Source organism: Flavobacterium marginilacus (genome assembly GCF_026870155.1).
Taxonomy (GTDB): Bacteria; Bacteroidota; Bacteroidia; order Flavobacteriales; family Flavobacteriaceae; genus Flavobacterium; species Flavobacterium marginilacus.
Map to the genome: position 1 here is coordinate 2483736 of NZ_CP113975.1, position 23334 is coordinate 2507069.

The 23334-nt window shown below is 33.0% G+C and carries 20 protein-coding genes and 3 pseudogenes; 13 read left to right on the forward strand and 10 right to left on the reverse strand.

Features of this window, described 5'->3' with window-relative positions; translation table 11 throughout:
- Nucleotides 1-64: 64 nt before the first annotated feature.
- Entirely contained in the window at nucleotides 65-1150 is a 1086-nt protein-coding gene (dnaX, locus tag OZP07_RS10675; RefSeq protein WP_194641718.1) for a DNA polymerase III subunit gamma/tau, read from the reverse strand.
- Between the two features lie 166 nt (nucleotides 1151-1316).
- Nucleotides 1317-1862, reverse strand: a pseudogene (locus OZP07_RS10680) (IS30 family transposase); the annotation flags it as partial.
- A 115-nt stretch (nucleotides 1863-1977) separates the two neighbouring features.
- Here OZP07_RS10680 and OZP07_RS10685 point away from each other — a divergent pair.
- Nucleotides 1978-2874 carry an IS982 family transposase gene (locus OZP07_RS10685; RefSeq protein WP_281635207.1) on the forward strand — a complete coding sequence of 299 codons (897 nt, stop codon included), beginning with the start codon at nucleotides 1978-1980 and terminating at the stop codon, nucleotides 2872-2874.
- A gap of 11 nt (nucleotides 2875-2885) precedes the next feature.
- On the opposite strand, the pseudogene OZP07_RS10690 reads toward OZP07_RS10685, so the two are convergent.
- A pseudogene (locus OZP07_RS10690) lies at nucleotides 2886-3315 on the reverse strand (transposase); the annotation flags it as partial.
- A 149-nt stretch (nucleotides 3316-3464) separates the two neighbouring features.
- Here OZP07_RS10690 and OZP07_RS10695 point away from each other — a divergent pair.
- From OZP07_RS10695 to OZP07_RS10725, 7 genes are all read left to right on the forward strand, one after another.
- Nucleotides 3465-4598 carry an NAD(P)/FAD-dependent oxidoreductase gene (locus tag OZP07_RS10695; RefSeq protein ID WP_281638334.1) on the forward strand — a complete coding sequence of 378 codons (1134 nt, stop codon included), beginning with the start codon at nucleotides 3465-3467 and terminating at the stop codon, nucleotides 4596-4598.
- A 46-nt stretch (nucleotides 4599-4644) separates the two neighbouring features.
- The gene (locus OZP07_RS10700; RefSeq protein WP_281638335.1) at nucleotides 4645-5355 is read left to right on the forward strand and encodes a methyltransferase domain-containing protein; all 711 of its coding nucleotides are present in this window, start codon (nucleotides 4645-4647) and stop codon (nucleotides 5353-5355) included.
- 35 nt (nucleotides 5356-5390) lie between these two features.
- Entirely contained in the window at nucleotides 5391-6443 is a 1053-nt protein-coding gene (locus tag OZP07_RS10705; protein ID WP_281638336.1) for a type III polyketide synthase, read from the forward strand.
- A 44-nt stretch (nucleotides 6444-6487) separates the two neighbouring features.
- Nucleotides 6488-6925, forward strand: coding sequence for a 3-hydroxyacyl-ACP dehydratase FabZ family protein (locus tag OZP07_RS10710; protein ID WP_194641722.1), 438 nt, complete (start codon nucleotides 6488-6490; stop codon nucleotides 6923-6925).
- 239 nt (nucleotides 6926-7164) lie between these two features.
- Nucleotides 7165-8439 carry a beta-ketoacyl-[acyl-carrier-protein] synthase family protein gene (locus OZP07_RS10715; RefSeq protein ID WP_281638337.1) on the forward strand — a complete coding sequence of 425 codons (1275 nt, stop codon included), beginning with the start codon at nucleotides 7165-7167 and terminating at the stop codon, nucleotides 8437-8439.
- Nucleotides 8440-8482: 43 nt separating this feature from the next.
- A complete protein-coding gene (locus OZP07_RS10720) occupies nucleotides 8483-8737 on the forward strand; it encodes an acyl carrier protein (protein ID WP_194641724.1) in 255 nt (84 codons plus the stop codon).
- On the forward strand, nucleotides 8734-9219 hold the full coding sequence (locus OZP07_RS10725) for a 4'-phosphopantetheinyl transferase family protein (protein WP_194641725.1): 486 nt from the start codon (nucleotides 8734-8736) through the stop codon (nucleotides 9217-9219). Before OZP07_RS10720 ends, OZP07_RS10725 begins: the two co-directional genes overlap by 4 nt.
- A 13-nt stretch (nucleotides 9220-9232) precedes the next feature.
- Here the strand turns inward: OZP07_RS10725 and OZP07_RS10730 are convergent, their stop codons facing one another.
- The gene (locus OZP07_RS10730) at nucleotides 9233-9829 is read right to left on the reverse strand and encodes a 3'-5' exonuclease (protein WP_194641726.1); all 597 of its coding nucleotides are present in this window, start codon (nucleotides 9827-9829) and stop codon (nucleotides 9233-9235) included.
- A 3-nt stretch (nucleotides 9830-9832) separates the two neighbouring features.
- On the reverse strand, nucleotides 9833-11749 hold the full coding sequence (locus OZP07_RS10735; protein ID WP_281638338.1) for a DUF294 nucleotidyltransferase-like domain-containing protein: 1917 nt from the start codon (nucleotides 11747-11749) through the stop codon (nucleotides 9833-9835).
- A 176-nt stretch (nucleotides 11750-11925) separates the two neighbouring features.
- On the opposite strand from OZP07_RS10735, the gene OZP07_RS10740 reads away from it, so the two are divergent.
- Nucleotides 11926-12432 carry a DUF2911 domain-containing protein gene (locus OZP07_RS10740; protein ID WP_281638339.1) on the forward strand — a complete coding sequence of 169 codons (507 nt, stop codon included), beginning with the start codon at nucleotides 11926-11928 and terminating at the stop codon, nucleotides 12430-12432.
- A gap of 59 nt (nucleotides 12433-12491) precedes the next feature.
- Here the strand turns inward: OZP07_RS10740 and OZP07_RS10745 are convergent.
- A pseudogene (locus tag OZP07_RS10745) lies at nucleotides 12492-14163 on the reverse strand (IS1182 family transposase).
- Nucleotides 14164-14799: 636 nt separating this feature from the next.
- On the opposite strand from OZP07_RS10745, the gene OZP07_RS10750 reads away from it, so the two are divergent.
- Nucleotides 14800-15435, forward strand: a complete 636-nt coding sequence (locus OZP07_RS10750) for a hypothetical protein (RefSeq protein ID WP_281638340.1) — start codon at nucleotides 14800-14802, stop codon at nucleotides 15433-15435.
- Nucleotides 15436-15555: 120 nt separating this feature from the next.
- On the opposite strand, the gene OZP07_RS10755 is transcribed toward OZP07_RS10750, so the two are convergent.
- Genes OZP07_RS10755 through OZP07_RS10770 form a run of 4 tightly spaced genes read right to left on the reverse strand, consistent with a single transcriptional unit; the run spans nucleotide 15556 to nucleotide 18461 of the window.
- Complete coding sequence (locus OZP07_RS10755; protein WP_281638341.1) at nucleotides 15556-16275, reverse strand: head GIN domain-containing protein; 720 nt, start codon at nucleotides 16273-16275, stop codon at nucleotides 15556-15558.
- Between the two features lie 38 nt (nucleotides 16276-16313).
- Nucleotides 16314-17384: a hypothetical protein gene (locus OZP07_RS10760; protein ID WP_281638342.1), complete on the reverse strand. Its 1071-nt coding sequence runs from the start codon at nucleotides 17382-17384 to the stop codon at nucleotides 16314-16316.
- The gene (locus OZP07_RS10765) at nucleotides 17368-17910 is read right to left on the reverse strand and encodes an anti-sigma factor (RefSeq protein ID WP_281638343.1); all 543 of its coding nucleotides are present in this window, start codon (nucleotides 17908-17910) and stop codon (nucleotides 17368-17370) included. Before OZP07_RS10765 ends, OZP07_RS10760 begins: the two co-directional genes overlap by 17 nt.
- Nucleotides 17907-18461, reverse strand: a complete 555-nt coding sequence (locus OZP07_RS10770) for an RNA polymerase sigma factor (RefSeq protein WP_194640694.1) — start codon at nucleotides 18459-18461, stop codon at nucleotides 17907-17909. The genes OZP07_RS10765 and OZP07_RS10770 overlap by 4 nt, the downstream gene beginning before the upstream one ends.
- Before the next feature lie 400 nt (nucleotides 18462-18861).
- On the opposite strand from OZP07_RS10770, the gene lon reads away from it, so the two are divergent.
- The 3 genes from lon (at nucleotide 18862) to cmk (ending at nucleotide 23247) form a co-directional block, all read left to right on the forward strand.
- Nucleotides 18862-21315, forward strand: coding sequence for an endopeptidase La (gene lon / locus OZP07_RS10775; protein WP_194640695.1), 2454 nt, complete (start codon nucleotides 18862-18864; stop codon nucleotides 21313-21315).
- A 183-nt stretch (nucleotides 21316-21498) separates the two neighbouring features.
- Nucleotides 21499-22521, forward strand: coding sequence for a type IX secretion system protein PorQ (gene porQ / locus OZP07_RS10780; RefSeq protein WP_281638344.1), 1023 nt, complete (start codon nucleotides 21499-21501; stop codon nucleotides 22519-22521).
- A gap of 36 nt (nucleotides 22522-22557) precedes the next feature.
- Nucleotides 22558-23247: a (d)CMP kinase gene (gene cmk / locus OZP07_RS10785; protein WP_281638345.1), complete on the forward strand. Its 690-nt coding sequence runs from the start codon at nucleotides 22558-22560 to the stop codon at nucleotides 23245-23247.
- Nucleotides 23248-23334: the final 87 nt, after the last annotated feature.

Sequence of the window (23334 nt, forward strand, 5' to 3'; positions counted from 1 at the left end):
TTTTTGTTATTTGAAATTTCTGCTATCGAATAATCTGCAGTTTTTCTAAAATAAGCAGGCGGAATTATAAATTGCTCAACTTTTTTTTTTCTCCATCATAAGTGATAGAGGCAAGCTGCATCAAACAAAGTTCGACAAGTAATCGCTGATTTTGACTGGCTTTGTATTTTAAATCGCAGTCATTTGCAATATCGATTCCTTTTAACAAAAAGTCTTGACTGCATTTTTGAGCCTGAATTCCGTACATTTTCTGTGCCTGCTCACCAACTTCCAGCAAAATAAGAGTAGAAGGAGTTTTGCTTACCAATAAATCTCTAAAATGAGTGGCTAATCCAGAAACAAAATGATGAGCATCAAAACCTTTGGCTAGAATATCATTGAATGCGATTAATAAGTCTGGTATTTTATTTTCCAGAAGTAAATCGGTAATTGTAACGTAGGTTTCGTAATCTAAAACATTTAAATTCTCAGTTACGGCCTGACGGGTTAAATTGTTTCCGCAAAAAGAAACTACTCGGTCAAAAATTGACAAAGCATCACGCATGGCGCCATCTGCCTTTTGTGCAATAATATGCAGTGCATCATCTTCAAAAGCTACACCTTGACTCGAAGCTACATCGGCAAGATGTTCCTTGGCGTCTTTTACGGTAATTCTTTTGAAATCAAATATCTGGCAGCGCGATAATATCGTTGGGATAATCTTGTGTTTTTCGGTGGTAGCCAATATAAAAATGGCATGTTTTGGCGGTTCTTCCAATGTTTTCAGGAAAGCATTAAAAGCCGCAGAAGATAACATGTGCACCTCGTCAATGATATATACTTTGTATTGTCCGGTTTGTGGCGGGATACGAACCTGATCGATCAAATTACGAATGTCATCAACGGAATTGTTTGAAGCAGCATCGAGTTCGAACACATTAAATGCAAAATCTTCATTCGGATCATCATATCCTGGCTGATTTATTTTTCGGGCCAAAATACGGGCACAAGTTGTTTTTCCGACACCACGAGGTCCTGTGAATAAAAGGGCAGAAGCTAAGTGATTGCTTTCTATGGCATTGAGCAGCGTATTGGTAATCGCTTTTTGCCCCACTACATCTTTAAATGTCTGAGGACGGTATTTACGGGCCGATACTACAAATTGTTCCATGCTTTTCTTTATTCGAAAGCAAATATAGGATTTGAAAATTCAAAAAGCAAGTTCCAAAATTTTAATTTTCTGCAGTTTTAATTTCTGCTGAAATGAAATGATTTATTCTTTATTTATGATCAGATTTGTGTATTTTCACAATACTTTATCATTATGATTGGTGGATTCAACATATAAATGCAACAGTATTCAATTTATTGATTTTTTCGGCGAAAATTTCATTAGGTGTTTTATAGCCAAATCTTTTTCTGGGTCTGTTGTTTAATGTATTAACTACTGTTTTTATTTGTTGTTCTTCGATGTTTTCAAAGTTAGATTTTTTAGGAAAATATTGTCTTATTAATCCGTTTAAATTTTCATTGGCTCCTCGTTCCCAGCTATGGTAGGGTTTGGCAAAATAATAATCGATATCTAAATCTTCTGCAATGGCCCGATGATTGGCAAATTCCTTTCCATTATCCGAAGTAATGGTCTTGATTATTGGTTTCCAATCTTTCAATAATTCAATTGTTTTCTGCTGTATTGCACTAGCTTCTTTGCTTTCTACTTTTCCCATAAAAAGTATTCCAGAGGCTCTGTCATTGATAGTTAGTAACGCTCCTTTGTGATTCTTACCAATGACCAAATCAATCTCTAAATCGCCCAATCTACTTTTCTTTTCTACAATCTTTGGACGCTCGCTAATATCGACCCTACCAATAATAAGTCCTCTTTTATCCTTTAAACCTGAACTCGATTAATAATTTTGGTTGAAAATTTTGTAGAAAAAGGTAAAATTTAGTATATTTAAATTTCTGACAATTAAATATTTAACTAAACTCTACCTTATGATTTGTTTTGATAAAATTACAGATATTTTTTCTATTGTTGATGAATTTTGCAAAGATTTTGATAAAACCACACAGTCTTTTCTGCTAGGAAAACCTTCCAAACGTCCTTCGATTATGTCAAAATCAGAAGTAATTACAATTTATTTACTTTTTCATTTGAGTGGTTTTCGCTGTTTCAAGCATTATTACATTTTTTATGTCCAAAAGCATATGCAAAATGAATTTCCTAATACAGTTTCTTATAATCGCTTTTTAGAACTAATGCAAAGTGTTCTTTTGCCAATGACAATTTTTGCCAAAACCTGTTGCTTAGGCAATTGCACAGGCATTTCGTTTGTAGACTCAACACCAATTAGAGTTTGTAAAAACAAACGAATCAGTAGAAACAAAGTTTTTAAAGGTATTGCCACTACAGGGAAATCTACAATGGGCTGGTTTCATGGGTTTAAACTCCACATCATCATTAATGACAAAGGAGAATTGTTAAGTTTTGCTGTAACTCAAGCCAACGTAGATGATAGAGAGCCACTGAAAAATGAGGGCTTTTTGAATGCTATTTTCGGAAAACTATTTGGTGATAAAGGATATATAAGCGAGAAACTCTCTCAATTATTATTTGTTGATGGAATCCAATTAATTACAAGTATTCGAAATAATATGAAAAATAGTTTGATGGAAATGAGTGATAAAATTTTACTCCGTAAACGTTCAATAATAGAAACGGTTAACGATGAACTTAAAAATATTTGCCAAGTTGAACATTCTAGACATCGTTCATTTACCAACTTTTTGTCAAATCTTATCGCTGGAATAATTGCTTATAATTTTCTGCCTAAAAAACCTTCTTTGAAATACGAAACGATTAAAACTAACCAATTGGCTGTATTTTATTAATCGAGTTCAGGTTTTAAATGTCCTCTTTTTTTATACTTTTTACCCTTGGTCCTAAGATGTTTATATAAGAGTCCTCCTTTGCGTTTATTTTCCCAAATATATTGATAGATTCTTTCTTTAGAAACCATTGCTCTTTTGTCAATTTTTGCTCTGCCAACAATTTGTTCAGGACTGTAATCTTGCTTTAAATAAAACAAAATATTTGCTTCAACTTCTGAGGTTAAAGTGCATTTTTTGATCTTAACCTTATGCCTGTTTAAAGCTTTTTTATCCGCCAAAACAGCTTTATAAACACCACTTCTTTGATCAGAATTACGTTTTATTTCTCGAGAAATAACTGATTTGTTTTTATCTACCAATTCAGCAATTTCGGAAATACTGATACCGGCATTTCTATTATACTTCTATTTTGTATCTTTGTTCTAACGTTAAATGTGCCATCTATTTTGAGTGTTGCAACCCAAAGATATGATGATTTTTTCGCCAACTCTAGTGTTATTCTTTTGACCTAGGTCAAAAGAATAACACTAGAGTTTTTTTTCACGTTGCATTTATTACTTGAATCTAAGATTTTATAAATCGTCTTATATATGGATGTATCCAAAGGAATAACAATTGTTGGAGGAGGATTGGCAGGGCTTACCGCTGCGATTCATTTGTCTAAAATTGGACTGAAAGTTATTTTGATTGAAAAAAATGAATATCCAAAGCATAAAGTCTGCGGAGAGTATATCTCAAATGAAATTACGCCTTATTTAAATTGGCTTTCTCTGGATATATCTGAATTAAATCCTACGCAGATTTCAAAATTAGAATTTTCAACAGCTGATGGTAAAATGATTCATTGTGATCTGCCTCTTGGCGGATTTGGTGTCAGCCGTTATGCTTTGGATGCTTTTCTGTATCAAAAAGCAATTCAGAACGGCTGTGAAATTATTCAGGATAATGTAGAGGATATTGTTTTTGAGAATGGTGTTTTTACTATTTCTGTTTCGAATAACAGAAAATTTGTTTCAGGGATTGTGATTGGTGCTTATGGAAAACGATCCAATATTGATCAAAAATTAAAGCGTGAATTTGTTGGTAAAAAATCCGATTGGCTGGCCGTAAAAGCTCATTATTCGGGCGGATTTCCAGATGATTTAGTCGGTCTGCACAATTTTGAAGGAGGATATTGCGGAGTTTCAAAAGTAGAAAATAATGTTGTGAATATTTGTTATTTAGCCAGTTATGCTTCTTTTAAAAAATATAAAAATATAGAAGATTTTCAAAGTCAAATAGTTGTGAAAAATCCGCATTTAAAAGAGATTTTTGAAACAAGTAAAATGCTTTTCGAAACTCCGTTAACAATCAGTCAAGTATCATTTGATAAAAAAGAACTCATTGAGAATCACATACTGATGATTGGAGATACTGCCGGCTTGATTCATCCTTTGTGCGGAAATGGTATGGCTATGGCGATTCATAGTGCCAAAATTCTTTCTGAATTGATAGAGAAACTGCATAAAAAAGAAATAAAATCCAGAGAACAATTGGAAAAGAGGTATATGTATGAATGGAATTCTAATTTTAAAAATAGATTAAGTATGGGGCGTTTTTTAGCATTTATTCTTCAAAAACATAAGGCGAGTGTTTTTTTGATGAAAATAATGATTAAATTCCCAAAGTTATTGCCAATTATAATAAAACGGACACATGGTCAGTTAGTAACTATGAATGATTAGTAAGATATGGTTTTCAAATTGTAATTCTGAATTAATAAAATGTCTCATGTTTGTAAAAACCAGATATAGAACAGATGATCCTGAAATAATGGATGATTTTAATTTGAAAGGTGATGTCTTGAAAGCGGCATTGGATAAAATTGCCCAGATAAATCAGCTTTTGGGAGGAAATTCACTGACTTTGAAAGGGGTTGTAAGATTGCTTGAAAAGACATCTGACTCAGATTTGATTACTATTATGGATGTTGGCTGCGGTAATGGTGACATGCTTCGGAAATTGGCAGATTTTGGTTTTGAAAACAATCTGAATTTAAAACTAATTGGTATTGATGCGAATGAGTTTACTGTAAATTATGCAGCTGATCTGTCTCGAAATTATTCAAATATCTCGTATAAAAAATTAGATGTTTTAGATGAATTTTTCAAAGAAATAAAGTGTGATATATTGCTATGTACCTTAACATTACATCATTTTAAAAATAGTGAAATTGTTAAATTACTGATTTCTTTTTATGCAAATTCCAAATTAGGTTTTGTTATTAATGATCTGCATAGAAGTTCTATGGCGTATCGATTGTTTCAGTTGGTTTGTTTTGTGTTTAATCTGAGTGAAATGCCTCGAAAAGATGGTTTGACTTCTATTTTAAGAGGGTTTAAAAAGGATGAGCTGATTGCGTTTTCAGAAAATTTGAAATTTAAAAAATACAGTATTCAGTGGAAATGGGCGTTTAGATATCAGTGGATAGTTGAAAAATAGAATGTTTTAATTCAGTTGTAATATTAAAAGAAATAATGAGTGTCAAAATAAAATGTGTTACCAAACAGTTACCGAAGTTTTCGAGGACTACCGAAGAAATTCTTCCATTTTTAGATGTTTGGTTAGAAGGGCAGGAGGAGCGTTTTATTCGAAAAGTAAAGAAGATTTTTGAGGGAGCCGAAGTAGATAAACGATATTCTATAATGGATCCGACTGCGGTTTTTGAAAAAACTTCTTTTGAAAAAAAAAATGATGTTTATATCAGGGAAGTAATTGATTTAGGGGAAAAAGTTTTGGATAAAGCTTTGAAAAAAGCAAAATGGCAGCCCGAAGAACTGGATTTTATTATAACTGTGAGCTGTACAGGAATCATGATTCCGTCATTAGATGCTTATTTGATTAATAGTTTGAAATTACGACAGGATATTGTGCGTCTGCCGGTTACCGAAATGGGTTGTGCCGCAGGTATTTCTGGAATTATTTATGCAAAGAATTTTCTCAAAGCGAATCCTGGTAATAAAGCAGCGGTTATTGCAGTTGAAAGCCCAACAGCAACATTTCAATTGAATGATTTTTCAATGGCAAATATTGTAAGTGCTGCTATTTTTGGAGATGGTGCGGCCTGTGTACTGCTTTCTTCGGCTGAAGAGGATGAAGGAGTTGAAATTTTGGACGAGGAGATGTATCATTTTTATGATAAAATAGATATGATGGGATTTAAGCTTACTAATTCTGGGCTTCAGATGATTTTAGATATTGAAGTTCCAGAAACAATTGCTTCTCATTTTGATGCTATTGTGCATCCGTTTTTGCATAAAAATAATTTAAAAATCGAAGCAATTGATCATTTAATTTTTCATCCGGGAGGAAAAAAAATTATACAGATTGTCGAACAGCTGTTTTCTGGTCATGGAAAAAATATTGATGATACCAAAGAAGTTTTAAAGCTGTATGGAAACATGTCAAGTGCGACTGTATTGTATGTTTTAGAGCGCTTCATGGATAAAAAACCCGAAAAAGGCTCTAAAGGGTTGATGCTGAGTTTTGGACCCGGATTTTCGGCTCAAAGAGTGTTGCTGCAGTTTTAGAATCATAAAAGAGTTTTGATTTTGGTTTTTTTAGGATGAAATTAATGGAAAAAAAAGATATAATCTCGAAGTTACCGTATTCCAAACCTTTTCTTTTTGTAGATGAAATCATAAGAATTGATGAAAATGGAGTAGAGGGTGAATTTACTTTTGATGAAAATCTTGATTTTTACAAAGGTCATTTTAAAGGTAAGCCGATCACACCAGGAGTGATTTTAACTGAGGTTATGGCGCAGATAGGGGTTGTTTGCCTGGGGATATTTTTGTTAAATAAAAACACGAGTAAAATATCGTCAATTGGTTTAACATCAGTTAATATTGATTTTATAAAGCCAGTTTTTCCTAATGAAAAAGTAACTGTCATTTCAGAAAAAATCTATTTCAGATTTGGAAAATTAAAATGTAAAGTCAGTATGAAGAATGTAAAAGGCGACATAGTCTGCAGTGGTGAAATAGCCGGTATGATAATTCAGCAGGAATAAAATAAAAAAAATGACTAATCAGTCATCGGGTAATTCTTATTTAAAATTTTATGACTGTCCGCAAATAATACTATGTATTTTTTTTTCGCCACTGATAACACAGATTGTCACGGATTTCATTATTATTTTTTTTAAAAGTCTGTGTAAATCTTTTTAATCTGTGGCTAATTTGATTTGTTTGGTATTAGTTAAGGATAGTATAAAATTTTACAGATATTGTAATTGATATGTTGATTTAAATGAAAAAACGCGTTGTCATAACAGGTATGGGGGTGGCTGCTCCAAATGGAGTTGGTCTTGATGCGTTTCAGTATGCAGTAAAAAATGAAATTTCGGGAATAAAACATTTTGAAGAATTAGAGAGATTGAAATTTTCTTGTCAGATTGCTGGAATGCCGGACGTTTCTACAGAATTAGCATTACAGTATTTTACAGAACTGGAGCTTAAGAATTTTAATTCTTCCGGTATTTTATATGGGGTTATCGCTGGAATTGATGCTTGGAAAGATGCTGGTTTATCAATAGAAAGGCTTGACGAACCCGATTGGGACAGCGGAACAATTTTTGGATCAGGAACCTCCGGAATTGATAAATTCAGAGAAAGTATTTACAAAATTGATGATTTTAAAGTTAGAAATCTAGGAAGTACTTCTGTAATTCAAACTATGAATAGTGGCGTCAGTGCTTATTTAGCTGGAAAATTAGGTTTAGGAAACATTGTTACTACTAATTCTTCTGCTTGTACAACAGGAACCGAAAGTATTATTTTGGGATATGAACGTATACAGTCAGGACAGGCAAAACGGATTTTGGCGGGAAGTACAAGTGATTCTGGACCCTACATTTGGGGAGGATTTGACGCCATGCGGGTATGTACGTATAAACATAATAATTCTCCGGAAACTGGTTCAAGACCCATGTCTGCAAGTGCTTCGGGATTTGTTCCGGCAAGCGGTGCGGGGGCATTGATTTTGGAAGATATGGAAACTGCTTTAAAACGCGGCGCGAGAATATATGCTGAAGTTTTAGGCGGAGCACTCAATTCAGGAGGGCAAAGAGGTTTAGGGACATTAACTGCGCCAAATCCTGCTGCTGTTCAAAAATGTATTCAAAGTGCGATGTTAAGTGCAGGAATTACTGGGCAAGAGGTTGATGCTGTGAACGGCCACCTTACTGCAACAGCCAAAGACAGTCTGGAGATTTTAAATTGGAGTACGGCATTAAACAGAAAAGGAATTGATTTTCCTTATATAAATTCATTGAAATCAACGGTTGGCCATTGTTTGTCAGCAGCCGGAAGTATTGAAAGTGTTGCAGCAGTTCTGCAATTGTATCAAGGATTTGTTTTTCCAAATCGGAATTGTGAAGACTTGCATCCTGAAATTGAAACAGTTATTGATGCTTCGAAAGTTCCTTTAAAACTGGTTGAAATCGATTTGAATGTTATTTTAAAGGCTAGTTTTGGTTTCGGAGATGTTAATGGATGCGTTGTTTTTAAAAAATATATATCTTAGTAGTCTTGATATTAAAAATTTAATGTTATAAAAAAGTAAATTTATGGATAGAGAAGAAACATTAGAAAAGTTGAAAAATATAATAAAGCCTTATGTTCAAGATCAAGAAGCTTTTGAATCTCTTTCTGAAGAAACAGATTTTATAAATGATTTAAAAATAAATTCGGCTAATCTGGTTGATGTCATTTTGGATATTGAAGAAAAATTTGATATTATAATTGATAACGAATCGATGAAACAAATGGTGAATGTAAAAGAAGCTATTGGTATTATTGAAATGGAGCTGTTAAAAGAATGATTGGGAATGACATAATAGATCTGGACTTAGCCCGGAAGGAAAGTAATTGGAAAAGAAAAGGTTTTTTGGAAAAAGTATTTTCTTTGGAAGAGCAGATTATGATTCATAATGATTCCAATCCAGAATTAATGGTTTGGAATTTATGGAGCAGAAAAGAAGCTGCATATAAAATTTATAACCGCTGTACGGGGATTAGAGGCTATTTTCCGTCGTTATTGCAGTGTTTTTATGAAAATCAGAATTCAGGAAAGGTTGTTATTGAGGATTTTGTTTTTTATACCCAAACAGAAATTACAGAAAACAGCATTTATTCTATTGCAGTTTCTGATACTGCCGATTTTGACAGAATAAAATCTTTGGAAACATTGGAAAATGTAAAAAAGGCTAATGGAATTCCTTATTTTATGGATATAACTGCAGAAACAAAACGGCCGGTTTCTATAACGCATCATGGCCGTTTCAAAAAGATAATTTCGCTGTAGGGTTTGTTGGATATTATTTAATACCTAATCTTTTCTTCAATTTCAAAAACAATAAAGCAATAGTATAGGCATCTTCCGAAGGTGAATTGCGATAGTTTTTTGGCAGTTTAAAAATTTCTGACAATTCATCTAATGAAAACTGTTTGTCATTGATGTCAATTAATTTTCGATACATGACATCGATATCTAAGGCTTCGTTCTTTAATCGGCCACAGCCTGAACGAATCAATGCACTGTTAATCATGTCAACATCAAAATCAACATGATGGCCTATTAAAACAGCATTTCCGATGTAGTCAATAAAAGCATGAATCGCTTCAGGTTCGCTTAATTTTTTCATTTTACTTTCAAGGATAAATTCATTTGAAAGTCCGTTATCATGAAAAAATTTGTATTGAAGTAAAATAGATTCAAAGCTGTCACCAATGTGGATTCTGTTGTTAATTATAGCAAATGATCCAATAGACAGAATCACATCTTTTTCGGGGTTTAAACCTGAAGTTTCAGTAGTAAATACGACATACCGCTTTGATTTTTGGTTAAACTTTTCGAGATAAGTTTTCCAAAATTCAGGGTATTCTTTATTTATATTTTTTAGCCAGTCAAGCATCTTTTATGAAAATTGCGTTAGTTTGAAATTACTTTTAATTAATTCTTCGAGTTCTTTCATTGGGGCTAAGGCATTTTTTAATTTTTCTTTTTCTAGTTTCGTTAGTTCGCTAATATTGATATATTGTCCTGAATTTTCATTTTTTAGGCCTTCATCAACTCTGAATTTTGACAGAACTAAAAATGCTTCTGCGCAATTGAGATAAATATCGGAGTTTTCGGGGTCAATGATTGCTAATTGTTTAAAACGAAGATAAGTATTGTTTAGTCCTTTGATATTAAAATGCAATGCAAACAATCTTGCACCATCAATCAAAGGCATTAAAGCTTTTGTTTTTATGTCGAACTTGTCTTTGTGAGGTTCGTCTTCTTCTAGAGCAAATTTCTTGAAAAAAGTAAGAGGCGAATTTTTTCTTAAGGCATCATTCCCCAGAAAGTCAAAAAATAAGGAGTTATGTTCCTGATTTTTATCGATTACATTTTCTATCGCTTCGAATATCTTTTTCTCACCAAAAATCAGTTCTAAATCAAAGAAAATACTGCTCACATCGTTGCTGTTCTCACCTGGAGTATTCATCCAGCTGTCATATTGTTTAGTCCAGTCTGTTAATGATTTACACCAAAGCATATTGCTTGCCATATGGCCGTTTGGACACAATTCGTAGCCTACTTTTTCGAGTACAGCAGTTGTTTTTTTACTTAATTTCAAAAAGTAATCCCTAACGTCTCTGTATCTGTCTGGAGTGACATCTTCAAATATTAATATACTGTCTTGGTCTGTAAGTAATAATTGTTCTTTTCTTCCTTGGCTTCCTATGCTTAGCCATACAAATCGTGCCTGCGGAGAGCCTAATTCTAGGATAGATAATTCGACTGCCCTTTTTAAAATGGCTAAATTTATTTCGCTCGCAATATTGTTTATATTGGAAAGTGGAATGTTCTTGTGAATTGAATTTTGAATTAGTTCAGTCAGTCGCTCTCTAATTTGTTTTAAATCCTTAGGATTTGAAGCACGCTTGATTTCTTTGATTAAAACACCAGGATTATTGGCTTGCGCAATAATTAAATCATGTTCTGAAATCATGCCTTTTACTGCTGATTTATCGGTTCCGTCCAAAGTAACACATAAATGAGTTACATTGTTTTTTAACATCACAAGCTGTGCTTCAGCGAGTGAGATATTTTCAACAACAGTTACTACTGGAGAGGACATAATTGCTCTCATAGTCACCGTCAGCGGAAATTGTCCTGTAGCAATTTTAGAACACATGTCGGTATGAGTAACAATTCCGATAGGTAAGCTGCTGTCACAAATAATAACGCTTGTTGACAGGTTTGCAGTCATTAAGAGCGCAACATCTTTAGCGATGTCATGAATTGAAGCTATAAGCGGCGATCTGTTGTAAGTCAGCGACTGAAAATACTGCATTTCCGACTTTTGATCTATATAAAATACATTATCACTGGCCAGTTTACCTCTTAAGTTTTCTTTTTCTTTAGGATTCCAGGTATTGTTGGCAAAACTTTCCAAAAGGAAGTTCAGAACATCTGGATTATTTGCAACAAAAGGTCTAAATGCAGCAATAGGAATAGCGTATATGATGCTTTCTTCACGAGATTTTGAAGTCATCATATAATTGTTCTTGGCAAAAAAAGGTCTCAATCCAAAAACATCTCCAACATGACATTTATTTAGAAGTGTTTCTTCGGCATCTGCAATAACAGACAGATGAATTGTGCCTGAGGCTACAACATAGAAACAATCGTGCAGTTTGTCATTTATCTGGAATAAAGTTTCATTTTTTTCCAGATTTAAAACACGAATATTTGTTGCTATTACTGATAATTCCTGAAAAGTCAAGTTGTCAAAAGGAGGGTATTCCTTTAAAAAATCAGCTATATTTTCTGCAATTGTATTCATAGTTTCGTTCTAAAAGTAAGGCTTGTAAAAATAATAAAAAATGGCTTCAAAACGAAGATATAAAATTGTTAAGTGTTTAAATTTCAGAATTGTTAAATTTATCACAAAATACTATGCGATAGTATGGTATTGGCTACAATTATTTAATTTTAAATTAAAATCATTAAAAAAGTATTATGAAAGCCTTAAAAAATCAATTTGTTGTATTAATTGCGTTATTTACTGCAGCATTTGCAAACGCACAAGAAAAGCCTAAAAGTCCGGCAGAAACTGTAACCGGAAAAATAAAAGAAGCCACAATTACCATCAATTATGGAAGTCCATCTGTGAGAGCAAGAAAAATATGGGGAGAATTAGTACCATTTGATGCTGTATGGCGTGCTGGTGCAAATGATGCTACAACATTTGAAACAGATAAAGATATTACTATTGAGGGGGCAAAACTTCCAGCTGGAAAATATTCCTTTTTTGTAATTCCAAGTGAAAAAGAATGTACAATCATTTTTAATAAAGAAGCTAAACAATGGGGAGCTTATAAATATGATGTAAAGAAAGATCAGCTTCGTGTAAAAGTGAAACCAAAAACAGCAAATTCAAGCGTTGAAAAATTAGTGTATACGATTAATTCAAATGACGTGGTATTGAGCTGGGATACATGGAATATTGGATTTAATGTGAAGTAATTTCTAAAATAAATTTTAAGAAAGTTTTATAAGAGGCTGTCCGAAAAGGACAGCTTTTTTTATGCTGCAAATTTCAGGAATCGATTTTGGGTTGGTTGATTAATGAAAAAATATTCTGTTACAGTATTTAAAAAGTGAATTTCGACTTTTATAGCTCTATTTAGAACTCTGAAGGAGATTTTTAGATGAGTTTTCGACGCATCATTGTTCTTTGCTATCATTTTTCTGAAATTATGCCCGATAGCCATCAATAGAAATTCCATTTCCACTTTTTCGATGCTTGTGAAAGTAAACCGGCTGAATTTATTGTTGTTTTTTAGCTGTCCGAATACTGCTTCAACTTCTATTGGGCGTTTGCTTCGGTGTTCGAGTCCTTTTTCGCTCATGAGCAGCTCTTTGGCCTGAGCCCTTAATTGGTTCAGGCGGTGGTTTACTTCTATTGTTCTGTTTCCTTTGGCTTTATGGCACAAACTTCTAAGTGGACATCCATCACATCTTTTTGCTTGATAATAAGATACTTGTGATTCGTATCCGTTGGCCGATGTCCGTTTTCCACTGCCAATGTTTTCCATTCTTTGTCCCATTGGACACACATAAAAATCCTGCTGTATATTGTAGAACAAATTCTGGACAAGAAACGGATTGTCCTTCATTTTTTTCTTCTGTTCTTTGTGAAAATAATTATACTTTACATAGTACCGTTATGTCTTTATTTTCAAGCATTTCGTAGTTTTCTTCGCTTCCATAACCAGCATCGGCTACAACTGTTTTGCTTTGTTTTTGATACATTTTTTCAAATTCCTCCAAATGGGATTTTAAAGTCGTAGTGTCGTTAGGTGTCTGATGAATGGTTACGTTGGTAATGAATTGATTTTCAGTAGAAATCTGAGGATTGTATGCAGGTTTTAACTGTCCGTTTTTCATATGGTCTTCCTTCATTCTCATAAAGGTAGCGTCAGGATCTGTCTTACTGTAGGAGTTTCTATTGCCTAAAATCACTAAATCTTTTTCGTATTTTTCAAGCTTTGGCAGGTGCTCTTCCTGAAGCTTTTCAAGCTCTTTGGTTATCTTCTTGTTGGGCTCTTTGAGTTTTTTATTGAGTTCTGATAATTTTTCTTTCAGCTCTTCCGAGTTTATTTTTTTTGGTAATTCTTCCTTGTTGACTTCTTGATTATCTGATAAAATACTGTTTTCAATGTCGGATAAGATACTGTTGATTTTTACTTCGAGCTTTTCTTTGTATTTCTCTATAGAACCCCGCCAGACAAAGGTGTATTTATTGGATTTGGCTTCTATTTTTGTTCCATCAATGTATTGGATATCCAGACTGACATAGCCCATTTCCACAAGCATTTTGACCACCTCTGCAAATAAATCTTTGATGTTTTCTTTTAAAATCTTTCCTCTAAAATCGTTAATGGTTCTAAAATCAGGAGTTGAGTTGCCTGAAATAAACATAAAATGAATGTTCTCAGTAAGTGCCTTTGCTATTTTTCGGCAGGAATAAGTGTTGCTTAAATAACTGTAAAACAAAACCTTAAGCATCATTCTGGGATGATAGGCCGAGGTGCCTCCTCCTTTATATATTTTAAGTATATGACTTATATCCAATGAATTGACAATCTTATCCACTAAGCGGACAGGATGGTTTTCTGAAATTTTATCAAAAATATTTATCGGAAAAAGTTCCGGTGTATTGATCGATTGCGATTTAAATATTACTTTAGCCATTGCTCGTTTTTTGTGCAACTCTAAGATACTATTTTAGATTAAAAACAGCAAAAAAAAGGCTGTCCTTACTTTTTGGACAGCCTCTTGTGCGGGTAAACTAATATCTATTAAAAACATTTTTTAATTCTCTCAATTCGATTCAAGAGAAGAGATAGTATTGGTTTATTATTCATTAGAATTGGTATTACAGATACATTTATAATGAACTAATGAGGACTTTTGAATCTTAGATTAGCCATTTAATAAACTTAAAAGACCAAATTTTCAATCTTTATTAATATCAATGGTTTTTAGCATAAAATATTACCGGAATAAATAACTGACTTTCAGAACGTTATTAATTAATTTCATAATAATTACACTTCCGTCACTTTTTTTTTACAATAATTAAATTACAGTCAATTATATTTGCACAAAATTAGCTTTATAATTTTGAAAATATTACGGGAATTTAGGGAAATAATTACGGTAGTTTGGTTCAAATATATTTTCACTACTGCTTTTTGAGTGGCGAAAAACAATCAAATTATAATAACTATTTCTCATAATTTCAGATAAATGTAATGCTAATTTTATAGGGATGCTTTTATAATACCCCCATCAATCTATAATATTTATAAAAAAAATTAATCAATTATGAAAAAAATCGTTTTTGCATTTCTACTAATGACCGCTATGGTTCAAGGACAATCCTTTCGATACGACAAATTATTCCTTGAAGCCGGAATTGGATTAGGAATTCCATTATCTAAAGTTTCTCCATCAGGAGCAAGTAATGAAAGTATCTCTAAAAGGCATTTTCAAGGAGCTTTACGCTATATGTTAAATGAGAATGTAGGATTATTAGGAAGCTTAAATTATGATTATTTTATAAATAATTTAAATGAAAGAAATGAACAAAAACTATTGGGTCTAGAATTAGTTTATAATATAGGTAAAACTCTCGAATTATATGGTGATTCAGATAATTTTACAATGTTACTTCATGGTGGTCTTAATGCAGGTGCAATGTCAAGTAAATACAATGACCGTGACTACATTGGAGCTGTAGTTTTTGGAATTAAGCCTGTGTGGGCATTTAATGATAAAGTTTCTTTTTTTGCTGATGCAACTTACAAAAGTATTATGGAACAAGATGTTTATTACAATGGAAAAAACACAACTTATCCAAATCCAGGCAAATTTTCAAGCAGTCAGTTTGCTTTAACTTTTGGAATTATAGCTTCTTTAGGGAATAACCGTACCAATGCTGATTTTTTCCATATTAGATAATAAAATCATTTGATTTAAAGCATAAAAAAAGAGGCAGTTTGCCTCTTTTTTTATGCTTGTAAATTATCTCCTGTAAACAGTACAAAAAAATATCCTACAAAAAGATAGTCTAGAAAACCGCTAAATTTTTGAAATTTCACCAGAACCGTTCACTTTGGTATCTTTAGATGCCGGATTGCCTTTGTAAGCAATATCGCCAGAGCCTGAAACTCGTGCATACAAACTATCGCTGCAATTTACTATCATGTCACCAGATCCTGAAATAGTCAGGTTAGCTTTCTTTGTAATTAAATTAGTGGCATCAATATCACCCGAACCTGACATTTTAGAATTGAAGTTATCCGAATTTCCAGACAATACAACATCTCCCGATCCACTAAGATTAATTTCAAAATCGGTGGCATTGACGTCCAGTTTCAAATCACCAGAACCAGACAGTTTGGCTTTAAAACTTGAAGCCACAATGTTACTTTTTGATTCCACATTACCTGAGCCAGATAGCGAAACAGCACTAATTTGTTCAAAGGGTACTATCAAAACGAGATTTTTCTTGGTACTGATACTCATATTTTTTTCCACATGAATTTGTAAAACATTATCTTTTACTTCAACCTTGACATAAGGCAAGATATTTTCCTCTCCAGTAATTGTTATTACCCCTTCTTTTCCAGAGACCAATACAACATCAAAAAAGCCTGAAACACTAATTTGATCGTACTCGGCTGTAGCTCTTTTTTCAGTAACTATTTTTCCATTCCCCTTAATTTTACTTCCTTGAGCATATCCAATAACTGTAACAAGGAAAGTTCCTAAAAGGATTAATTCTAGTGATTTTTTCATTTTTAATTGATTTAAAGATTTATTGATTATGATTGAAACTATTTCTGAACATCGTTTTTATACAATTTTACATTACCATATTCGGAAGTAACTGTGACTTTGTTTTCTCCTTTTTTCTTGAAATAACCACTTACTCTTTTGGTATAATTAGATTCTTCTTTTAAACTGAAAATTAATTCATTATCGAATTTAAAATCAGCATGCTTCACACTAATGTCAAAATCAAAAATATAATTCGAATCAAAGCCTATTTTAATACCGGTATAACCCGCCGCAATGGCAATATTATTCGCTTTGGGCTGAATATCATCAATTGAAACATTACTGTATTTGGTATATAATCTTAATTGATTGGTAATCGATCCAATATCTATTGACAAATAATTACCATTTGCATCCAAGGAATTAACCTTATCAATTTTGATACTGCCATATTTACTATTATATTTTACATCACTGCCATCTCCAATTTCTATTTCGGAATAATCAGAGACCAAATCAATTTTGGCAACACGATCTATTGACAATTCAGAATATTTTGAGCTTATCGAGCCATTTTTTAAATAATCGATAGTAGATTTTGAACAATAGCCAATTTGGATTCTATTGCTGTTCCCATTTAGGTTTGCCAAATTAATTTTGCCATACTTACAATTGATATCCGTAGTGGAAAACAGATTGGTTGCGCTAATATTGCCATATTTATTATTCAAGATTACCGATCCATTTTTTGGAATCTTAATAGTGTAATTGATTTCGAAATTATCATTTTTTCCATTATTTTTGGAAGCGAAATTTTCAATTACAGTCTTCGCCGTAACCATACTTTTCAGCGCAATAAAATTCACATCAATAGCATCCAGTTTTTGACTCACCCATCTTTCACTGTCACCGCTTACCTTGATAAGGACATCAATTTCAATTTTATCTTCATTCCAGGTAGTAACAAAGATATTACCGTATGAGTTATCTATATTGATACCTGCATCGCTGTTGACTATATAAGCTTTATTAATGCTTTTCTGTTTCGTATAGCTTAAATCATCATTAGAAAACCCTAAAAAAGGAATTAAAAAAAGTATCAGGAATATTTTAAATTGTTTTTTCATCGTTTAAATTTTTAAGTTTTTCAGATTCTTCGATACGCTGCAAAACACTCTGCAAAAAAGAAATCCGTGTCTGCAGATTACTGATCATTGCATAAATAATAGGCTTGCTTTCGCCGTTAACTTCCAATTCATGCATAATTTTATCATAATCGCTATCCAACAATTTCATTTGTTTTAAAGCGTCGCTAATAATTTTTTCATTTTCAGGAGATTTTTTCTCGTGAATTTTTTCTAATTCATTCTTAATTAATACGGTAAAAATTGAATCTGTCTGTTTAGTTTCTTTAGAGGCAAATTTCAATTCTTTTGATCTGTCATTGTTCCTATACAATAATGACACACCCAGCAAAACAACTACTGAAGCAGCGACAGCATAGATAAAACTGTAGTTTCTTTTTTTCTTTTTAAGAGCCAGTTTCTTTGAAAACCTATCCGAATGCTGGCTGTCCAATTCATGAACATCCCACTGATTATCAAAATTTTCAAATAGCTGGTCTAATTTTTCATTTTCATTATTCATTTTCATAACTCATTTAATTTTTTTCTTAAGCTTTCTTTAGCTCTGCTCAAAGTTGTTCTACAGTTTGCATAACTAATTTTAAGAATTTCGCTTATTTCCTCCTGGTCGTAACCTTCTATATAAAACAAAGTTAAAACCATGCTGTAATTATACTTCAAGGACTGAATAGCATCCAGAACCTGCTTAACTTTTAAATCATTAAAATCTAATTTTTCTTCCCGGTCATTATCGTTTTCTTCTAGTTTGTAAAGTGTTTTTTCGAAGTCTTCTGTTTTAAATTGATTGTTTTTTTTGTAAAAATCGATGCTGTAATTGACTATAATCCTTTTCAGCCAAGCACCAAAGGCAACTTCCTGTTTGAAATCATTTATTTTGGTAAATGCCTTCAAAAAACCTTCCTGCATAACGTCTTCAGCAAAATGCTCATCTTTCACAATTCTATAGGCCACATTATACATCGCCTTGCAATAGCGATTATAAATCTCAAATTGTGCTTTCTGATTATTCTCTTTGCAGAGCGTAATTAAATCTTCGATATTTTGGTGGGTCAAATTCAATTAAATAGTAATGATTTATAATAAAGACATGATTTTTTTTGATATGTTACAGTTTTATAAAATTAGTTTAACTTTTTACACTTTTAAATCTAGGTTTTTTCAATCTTTCAAAAGGTAATTATGAAAGAAGTTATTTCTATTGCTATCGGGAACCAAGCTTTTTGAAAAATCCCAATGTGTCTGCTCCTAAAAAACAGATTCTAGAGTTTGGCTTTTTATTAATAGTATGCTTAATTAAAGAAAATAAAAGAAGAATTTTATTTTGGCATAATCATTGCCTTATTAAGGCTCGAATATTTTAATCTATTTATACAACAATATTAGATCAGAATATTGTTACTATACCTTATATTTGCGTTCCTATCTAAAAAATTAATGACAAAAAGACTTAAATACTGCTATGTCAAACCATAAAATACTCACTATTGACAATCTGTCACTTCAAGAATTTGATTCGGAAGCCGAATTAATTCCATTATTGACTCCAGAAGATGAGGAAGAAATGAATAATGAAGAATTACCGGAATTTTTACCTATTTTACCTTTACGCAATACCGTTTTGTTTCCGGGAGTAGTAATTCCAATTTCGGCTGGAAGAGATAAATCAATAAAATTGATAAACGACGCCAACACTGATGGAAAAGTAATTGGAGTAGTGGCTCAAATCAATGAAGACGATGAAGATCCTACCTTTGATGATATCAATAAAATTGGAACCGTAGCACGTATTCTTCGTGTTTTAAAAATGCCCGATGGGAATGTAACAGTTATCCTTCAGGGGAAAAAACGTTTCGAAATTTCTGAAGTAGTTTCGGAAACACCTTATTTAAAAGCAAAAATCAAAGAAGTTGCTGAAAAAAGACCTGCTAAAAAAGATACTGAATTCAATGCAATTATTGATTCAGTAAAAGAATTAGCGGTAAAAATTATCAGCGAAAGCCCAAATATTCCTACTGAAGCTACATTTGCTATAAAAAACATTGGAAGCCCTTCGTTTCTAATCAATTTTGTTTCTTCTAATATGAATTTATCAGTAAAGGAAAAACAAGATTTATTGTCGATTAATGGGCTGAAAGAACGTGCTTTGGAAACGCTTCGCTACATGAATATTGAGCTACAGAAACTAGAGCTTAAGAATGATATTCAGTCTAAAGTTCGTTTTGACTTAGACCAGCAGCAAAGAGAATATTTCCTTCATCAGCAGATGAAAACCATTCAGGAAGAATTGGGAGGTGTTTCGCAGGAGGAAGAAATGGACGAAATGAGCCAGAAGGCCAAAAGTAAAAAATGGGATGAAAAAACAATGAAGCATTTTGATAAAGAATTGTCAAAAATGCGCAGAATGAATCCACAGGCTCCTGATTTTGGTATTCAAAGAAATTATTTAGAATTATTTTTAGAATTGCCTTGGGGTGAATTCTCAAAAGATAATTTTGATTTAAAACACGCTCAAAAAGTATTAGATAAAGATCATTTTGGTTTGGAAGATGTCAAAAAGAGAATGATCGAACATTTGGCCGTGCTTAAATTAAGAAACGATATGAAGTCGCCAATTATCTGTTTAACAGGACCTCCAGGTGTTGGTAAAACATCGATTGGGCGATCTGTTGCTGAGGCATTGGGAAGAGAATATGTTCGCATCTCATTAGGCGGACTGCGTGATGAAGCCGAAATCCGCGGACATAGAAAAACGTATATTGGTGCAATGCCAGGAAGAATCATTCAGAGTTTAAAGAAAGCCGGAACTTCAAATCCTGTATTTGTTTTGGACGAAATTGATAAATTATCTTCCAGCCATAGCGGTGATCCATCATCTGCATTATTAGAGGTTTTGGATCCAGAGCAAAACAGTGCTTTTTATGATAATTTCCTTGAAATGGGCTACGATTTATCCAAAGTAATGTTCATCGCCACTTCTAATAATATGGCAGCAATTCAGCCTGCATTGATTGACCGTATGGAAGTCATAAAAATGTCAGGTTACACTATTGAAGAAAAAGTTGAAATTGCCAGAAAACATTTGTTCTCAAAACAATTGACAGCTCATGGACTTAAACCAAAAGATTTGTCTATTGGCAAAAAACAATTAGAAAAAATCGTAGAAGGTTACACACGTGAATCAGGTGTACGCGGTCTGGAAAATAAAATTGCTCAGATTGTCCGTAACGCAGCCAAAGCAGTAGCGATGGAAGAGGAATACAATAAAAAAGTTACAGACGAAGATATTATAAAAGTCTTAGGTGTTCCAAGACTGGAAAGAGACAAATACGAAAATAACGAAGTGGCTGGTGTAGTAACTGGTCTTGCCTGGACTAGCGTGGGAGGTGATATTTTATTTATTGAGTCTTTACTTTCACCTGGGAAAGGCTCAATGACTATTACAGGAAATTTAGGCACTGTAATGAAAGAATCAGCCACAATTGCTTTAGAATACATTAAGGCAAACGCTGAATTACTGGGATTGAATCCAGAAGTATTGAATAAATACAACATTCATTTACACGTACCGGAAGGAGCTACACCAAAAGACGGACCAAGTGCCGGAATCGCCATGCTGACATCATTGGTTTCTTTACTTTCTCAAAAAAGAGTTAAGAAAAACTTGGCTATGACAGGAGAAATTACTTTGAGAGGAAAAGTACTGCCTGTTGGCGGAATTAAAGAAAAAATACTGGCAGCCAAAAGAGCCAATATTAAAGAAATCATTTTATGCCACGAAAACAAAAGCGACATTGATGAAATCAAACCCGAATATCTAGAAGGTCTAACTTTTCACTATGTTAAAGAAATGAGCGAAGTTTTAGAATTAGCCATTACAAAAGACAAAGTTAAAAACGCAAAAGAGTTGAAATAAATTTCAATATTTTAGATTACAAATAGCAAAATTCCAAATTCCAGTTCTGATTAATATATGAAAATTGGGATTTGGACTCGAGCGATTGCTAACAGGCGAAAGCAATTTGTTTTTTACCTTATTATTAGCTGTTATTTTTGTAAGTTTGAATCTTGAAATATCAAACCTTCTTTTGATTATTGTATGTTCAAAAAACTTTTATTTTATTATTCTCTGCTAATTTGTTCTGTTTCCTACGGACAAACAGGAGGGAAATATACTTATGAGTTTTTAAATTTGATTACTTCACCAAGACAAGCTGCATTAGGCGGAAAAACGATTACTATTTATGATGAAGATGTCAATCAGGCACTTTTCAATCCTGCTTCAATCAATGACGAAATGCACAATCGTTTATCATTAAATTACGGAAATTACTATCAGGAAGTCACTTACGGCACAGCCTCATATGCCTATACCTATGATCAGCATCTGCAGACATTTCAAGCCGGAATCAATTACATTAATTACGGAAAATTTGACGGATATGATGAAAATGGAGTACAGACAAATTCATTTACCGGAAGTGAAATAGCACTTTCTCTTGGTTATGCCTACAATATTCCTTACACCGATATTCACATTGGTGCCAACACAAAACTTATTCAGTCTACACTGGAAAGTTACAGCTCATTTGGAGGAGCGGTAGATTTAGGAATGGTATATATTGATAAAAAAAATGACGTGAATTGGGCTTTGACTTTAATGAATATTGGAACTCAATTTACTACTTATGATGGGACTAGAGAGCAGCTTCCTTTTGAAATTATTGCAGGAGTTTCTCAAGAGCTTGAGCATGTCCCTTTACGCTGGCATTTAACTGTAGAGAATCTGCAGCAATGGAATTTGTCTTTTTCAAATCCTGTTAATTCTGAAACTTCTATTGATGGCACGGTAACCGAAGAAAAAGTATCTTTTTTTAACAATGCGCTGCGTCACATGATTTTTGGTGCAGAACTTTTTCCCAAGAAAGCATTTAATATAAGATTGGGCTACAATTTTAGAAGAGGGCAAGAGCTGCAGATACAGGATCAGCGGAATTTTTCAGGACTTTCATTGGGTTTTGGACTCAAACTGAATAAATTAAAACTAAATTACTCCTATTCTAAATATACATTAGCAGGAAACACTAGTTTATTTGGATTGATTATTAATTTTGGAGAATGATTTTAGAAAAAAGAATATAGATAACAGAACATAGACATGAAAAAAATCACCATAGCAATAGATGGATTTTCATCTACAGGCAAAAGTACCTTGGCGAAACAATTAGCAAAACATTTGGGTTATGTATATGTAGATACTGGTGCAATGTACCGCGCAGTCACTTTATTTGCAATGCAGAATAATTGCATTGGAATCGATTTTTTGGATAAAGATAAATTAGTAGACAGCCTATCTTCGATAAAACTGCATTTTAAATTCAATCCCGAATTAGGTTTTGCCGAAATGTATCTGAATGATATTAATGTAGAAACTGAAATCCGGACTCTGGAAGTTTCCAGTTTTGTCAGTACAGTTGCAGCAATTTCAGAAGTACGCGCCAAACTTGTGGAACAGCAGCAGGAAATGGGCAGAGAGAAAGGAATTGTCATGGACGGAAGAGACATTGGTACCGTTGTTTTCCCTAATGCCGAACTCAAAATATTCATGACAGCCGGTGCTGATACCCGTGCCCAAAGACGTTTTGACGAACTGCAGGCAAAAGGAGATACAGTTTCCTATGAAGAAGTTTTAAAAAATGTGGTGGACCGAGATTATGTTGATACACACCGAGAAGATTCTCCTTTAGTAATCGCCAAAGATGCTATAGAAGTAGACAATTCGTATCTCGACCGTAAAGAACAGTTTGAAGTTGTTTTAGAATTGGTAAATGAAGTTATAAATTCATAACTTTCTTTAAACATATAAGAAATATAAGTTTTTTAGCCTTTAAAATAAACAGAAGTTTGTTTTAAAGGCTTTTTACACACTCCTCAA

What these genes read in the sequence shown, in the direction of transcription:
- OZP07_RS10755 (WP_281638341.1), bottom strand. Translation starts at nt 16,275, where the DNA reads ATGAAAAAATCACTAGAATTAATCCTTTTAGGAACTTTCCTTGTTACA.
- OZP07_RS10695 (WP_281638334.1), top strand. Translation starts at nt 3,465, where the DNA reads ATGGATGTATCCAAAGGAATAACAATTGTTGGAGGAGGATTGGCAGGG.
- OZP07_RS10720 (WP_194641724.1), top strand. Translation starts at nt 8,483, where the DNA reads ATGGATAGAGAAGAAACATTAGAAAAGTTGAAAAATATAATAAAGCCT.
- OZP07_RS10760 (WP_281638342.1), bottom strand. Translation starts at nt 17,384, where the DNA reads ATGAAAAAACAATTTAAAATATTCCTGATACTTTTTTTAATTCCTTTT.
- cmk (WP_281638345.1), top strand. Translation starts at nt 22,558, where the DNA reads ATGAAAAAAATCACCATAGCAATAGATGGATTTTCATCTACAGGCAAA.
- OZP07_RS10715 (WP_281638337.1), top strand. Translation starts at nt 7,165, where the DNA reads ATGAAAAAACGCGTTGTCATAACAGGTATGGGGGTGGCTGCTCCAAAT.
- OZP07_RS10685 (WP_281635207.1), top strand. Translation starts at nt 1,978, where the DNA reads ATGATTTGTTTTGATAAAATTACAGATATTTTTTCTATTGTTGATGAA.
- dnaX (WP_194641718.1), bottom strand. Translation starts at nt 1,150, where the DNA reads ATGGAACAATTTGTAGTATCGGCCCGTAAATACCGTCCTCAGACATTT.
- OZP07_RS10725 (WP_194641725.1), top strand. Translation starts at nt 8,734, where the DNA reads ATGATTGGGAATGACATAATAGATCTGGACTTAGCCCGGAAGGAAAGT.
- OZP07_RS10740 (WP_281638339.1), top strand. Translation starts at nt 11,926, where the DNA reads ATGAAAGCCTTAAAAAATCAATTTGTTGTATTAATTGCGTTATTTACT.
- OZP07_RS10735 (WP_281638338.1), bottom strand. Translation starts at nt 11,749, where the DNA reads ATGAATACAATTGCAGAAAATATAGCTGATTTTTTAAAGGAATACCCT.
- OZP07_RS10705 (WP_281638336.1), top strand. Translation starts at nt 5,391, where the DNA reads ATGAGTGTCAAAATAAAATGTGTTACCAAACAGTTACCGAAGTTTTCG.
- OZP07_RS10765 (WP_281638343.1), bottom strand. Translation starts at nt 17,910, where the DNA reads ATGAAAATGAATAATGAAAATGAAAAATTAGACCAGCTATTTGAAAAT.
- OZP07_RS10710 (WP_194641722.1), top strand. Translation starts at nt 6,488, where the DNA reads ATGGAAAAAAAAGATATAATCTCGAAGTTACCGTATTCCAAACCTTTT.
- OZP07_RS10700 (WP_281638335.1), top strand. Translation starts at nt 4,645, where the DNA reads ATGTTTGTAAAAACCAGATATAGAACAGATGATCCTGAAATAATGGAT.
- lon (WP_194640695.1), top strand. Translation starts at nt 18,862, where the DNA reads ATGTCAAACCATAAAATACTCACTATTGACAATCTGTCACTTCAAGAA.
- porQ (WP_281638344.1), top strand. Translation starts at nt 21,499, where the DNA reads ATGTTCAAAAAACTTTTATTTTATTATTCTCTGCTAATTTGTTCTGTT.
- OZP07_RS10750 (WP_281638340.1), top strand. Translation starts at nt 14,800, where the DNA reads ATGAAAAAAATCGTTTTTGCATTTCTACTAATGACCGCTATGGTTCAA.
- OZP07_RS10730 (WP_194641726.1), bottom strand. Translation starts at nt 9,829, where the DNA reads ATGCTTGACTGGCTAAAAAATATAAATAAAGAATACCCTGAATTTTGG.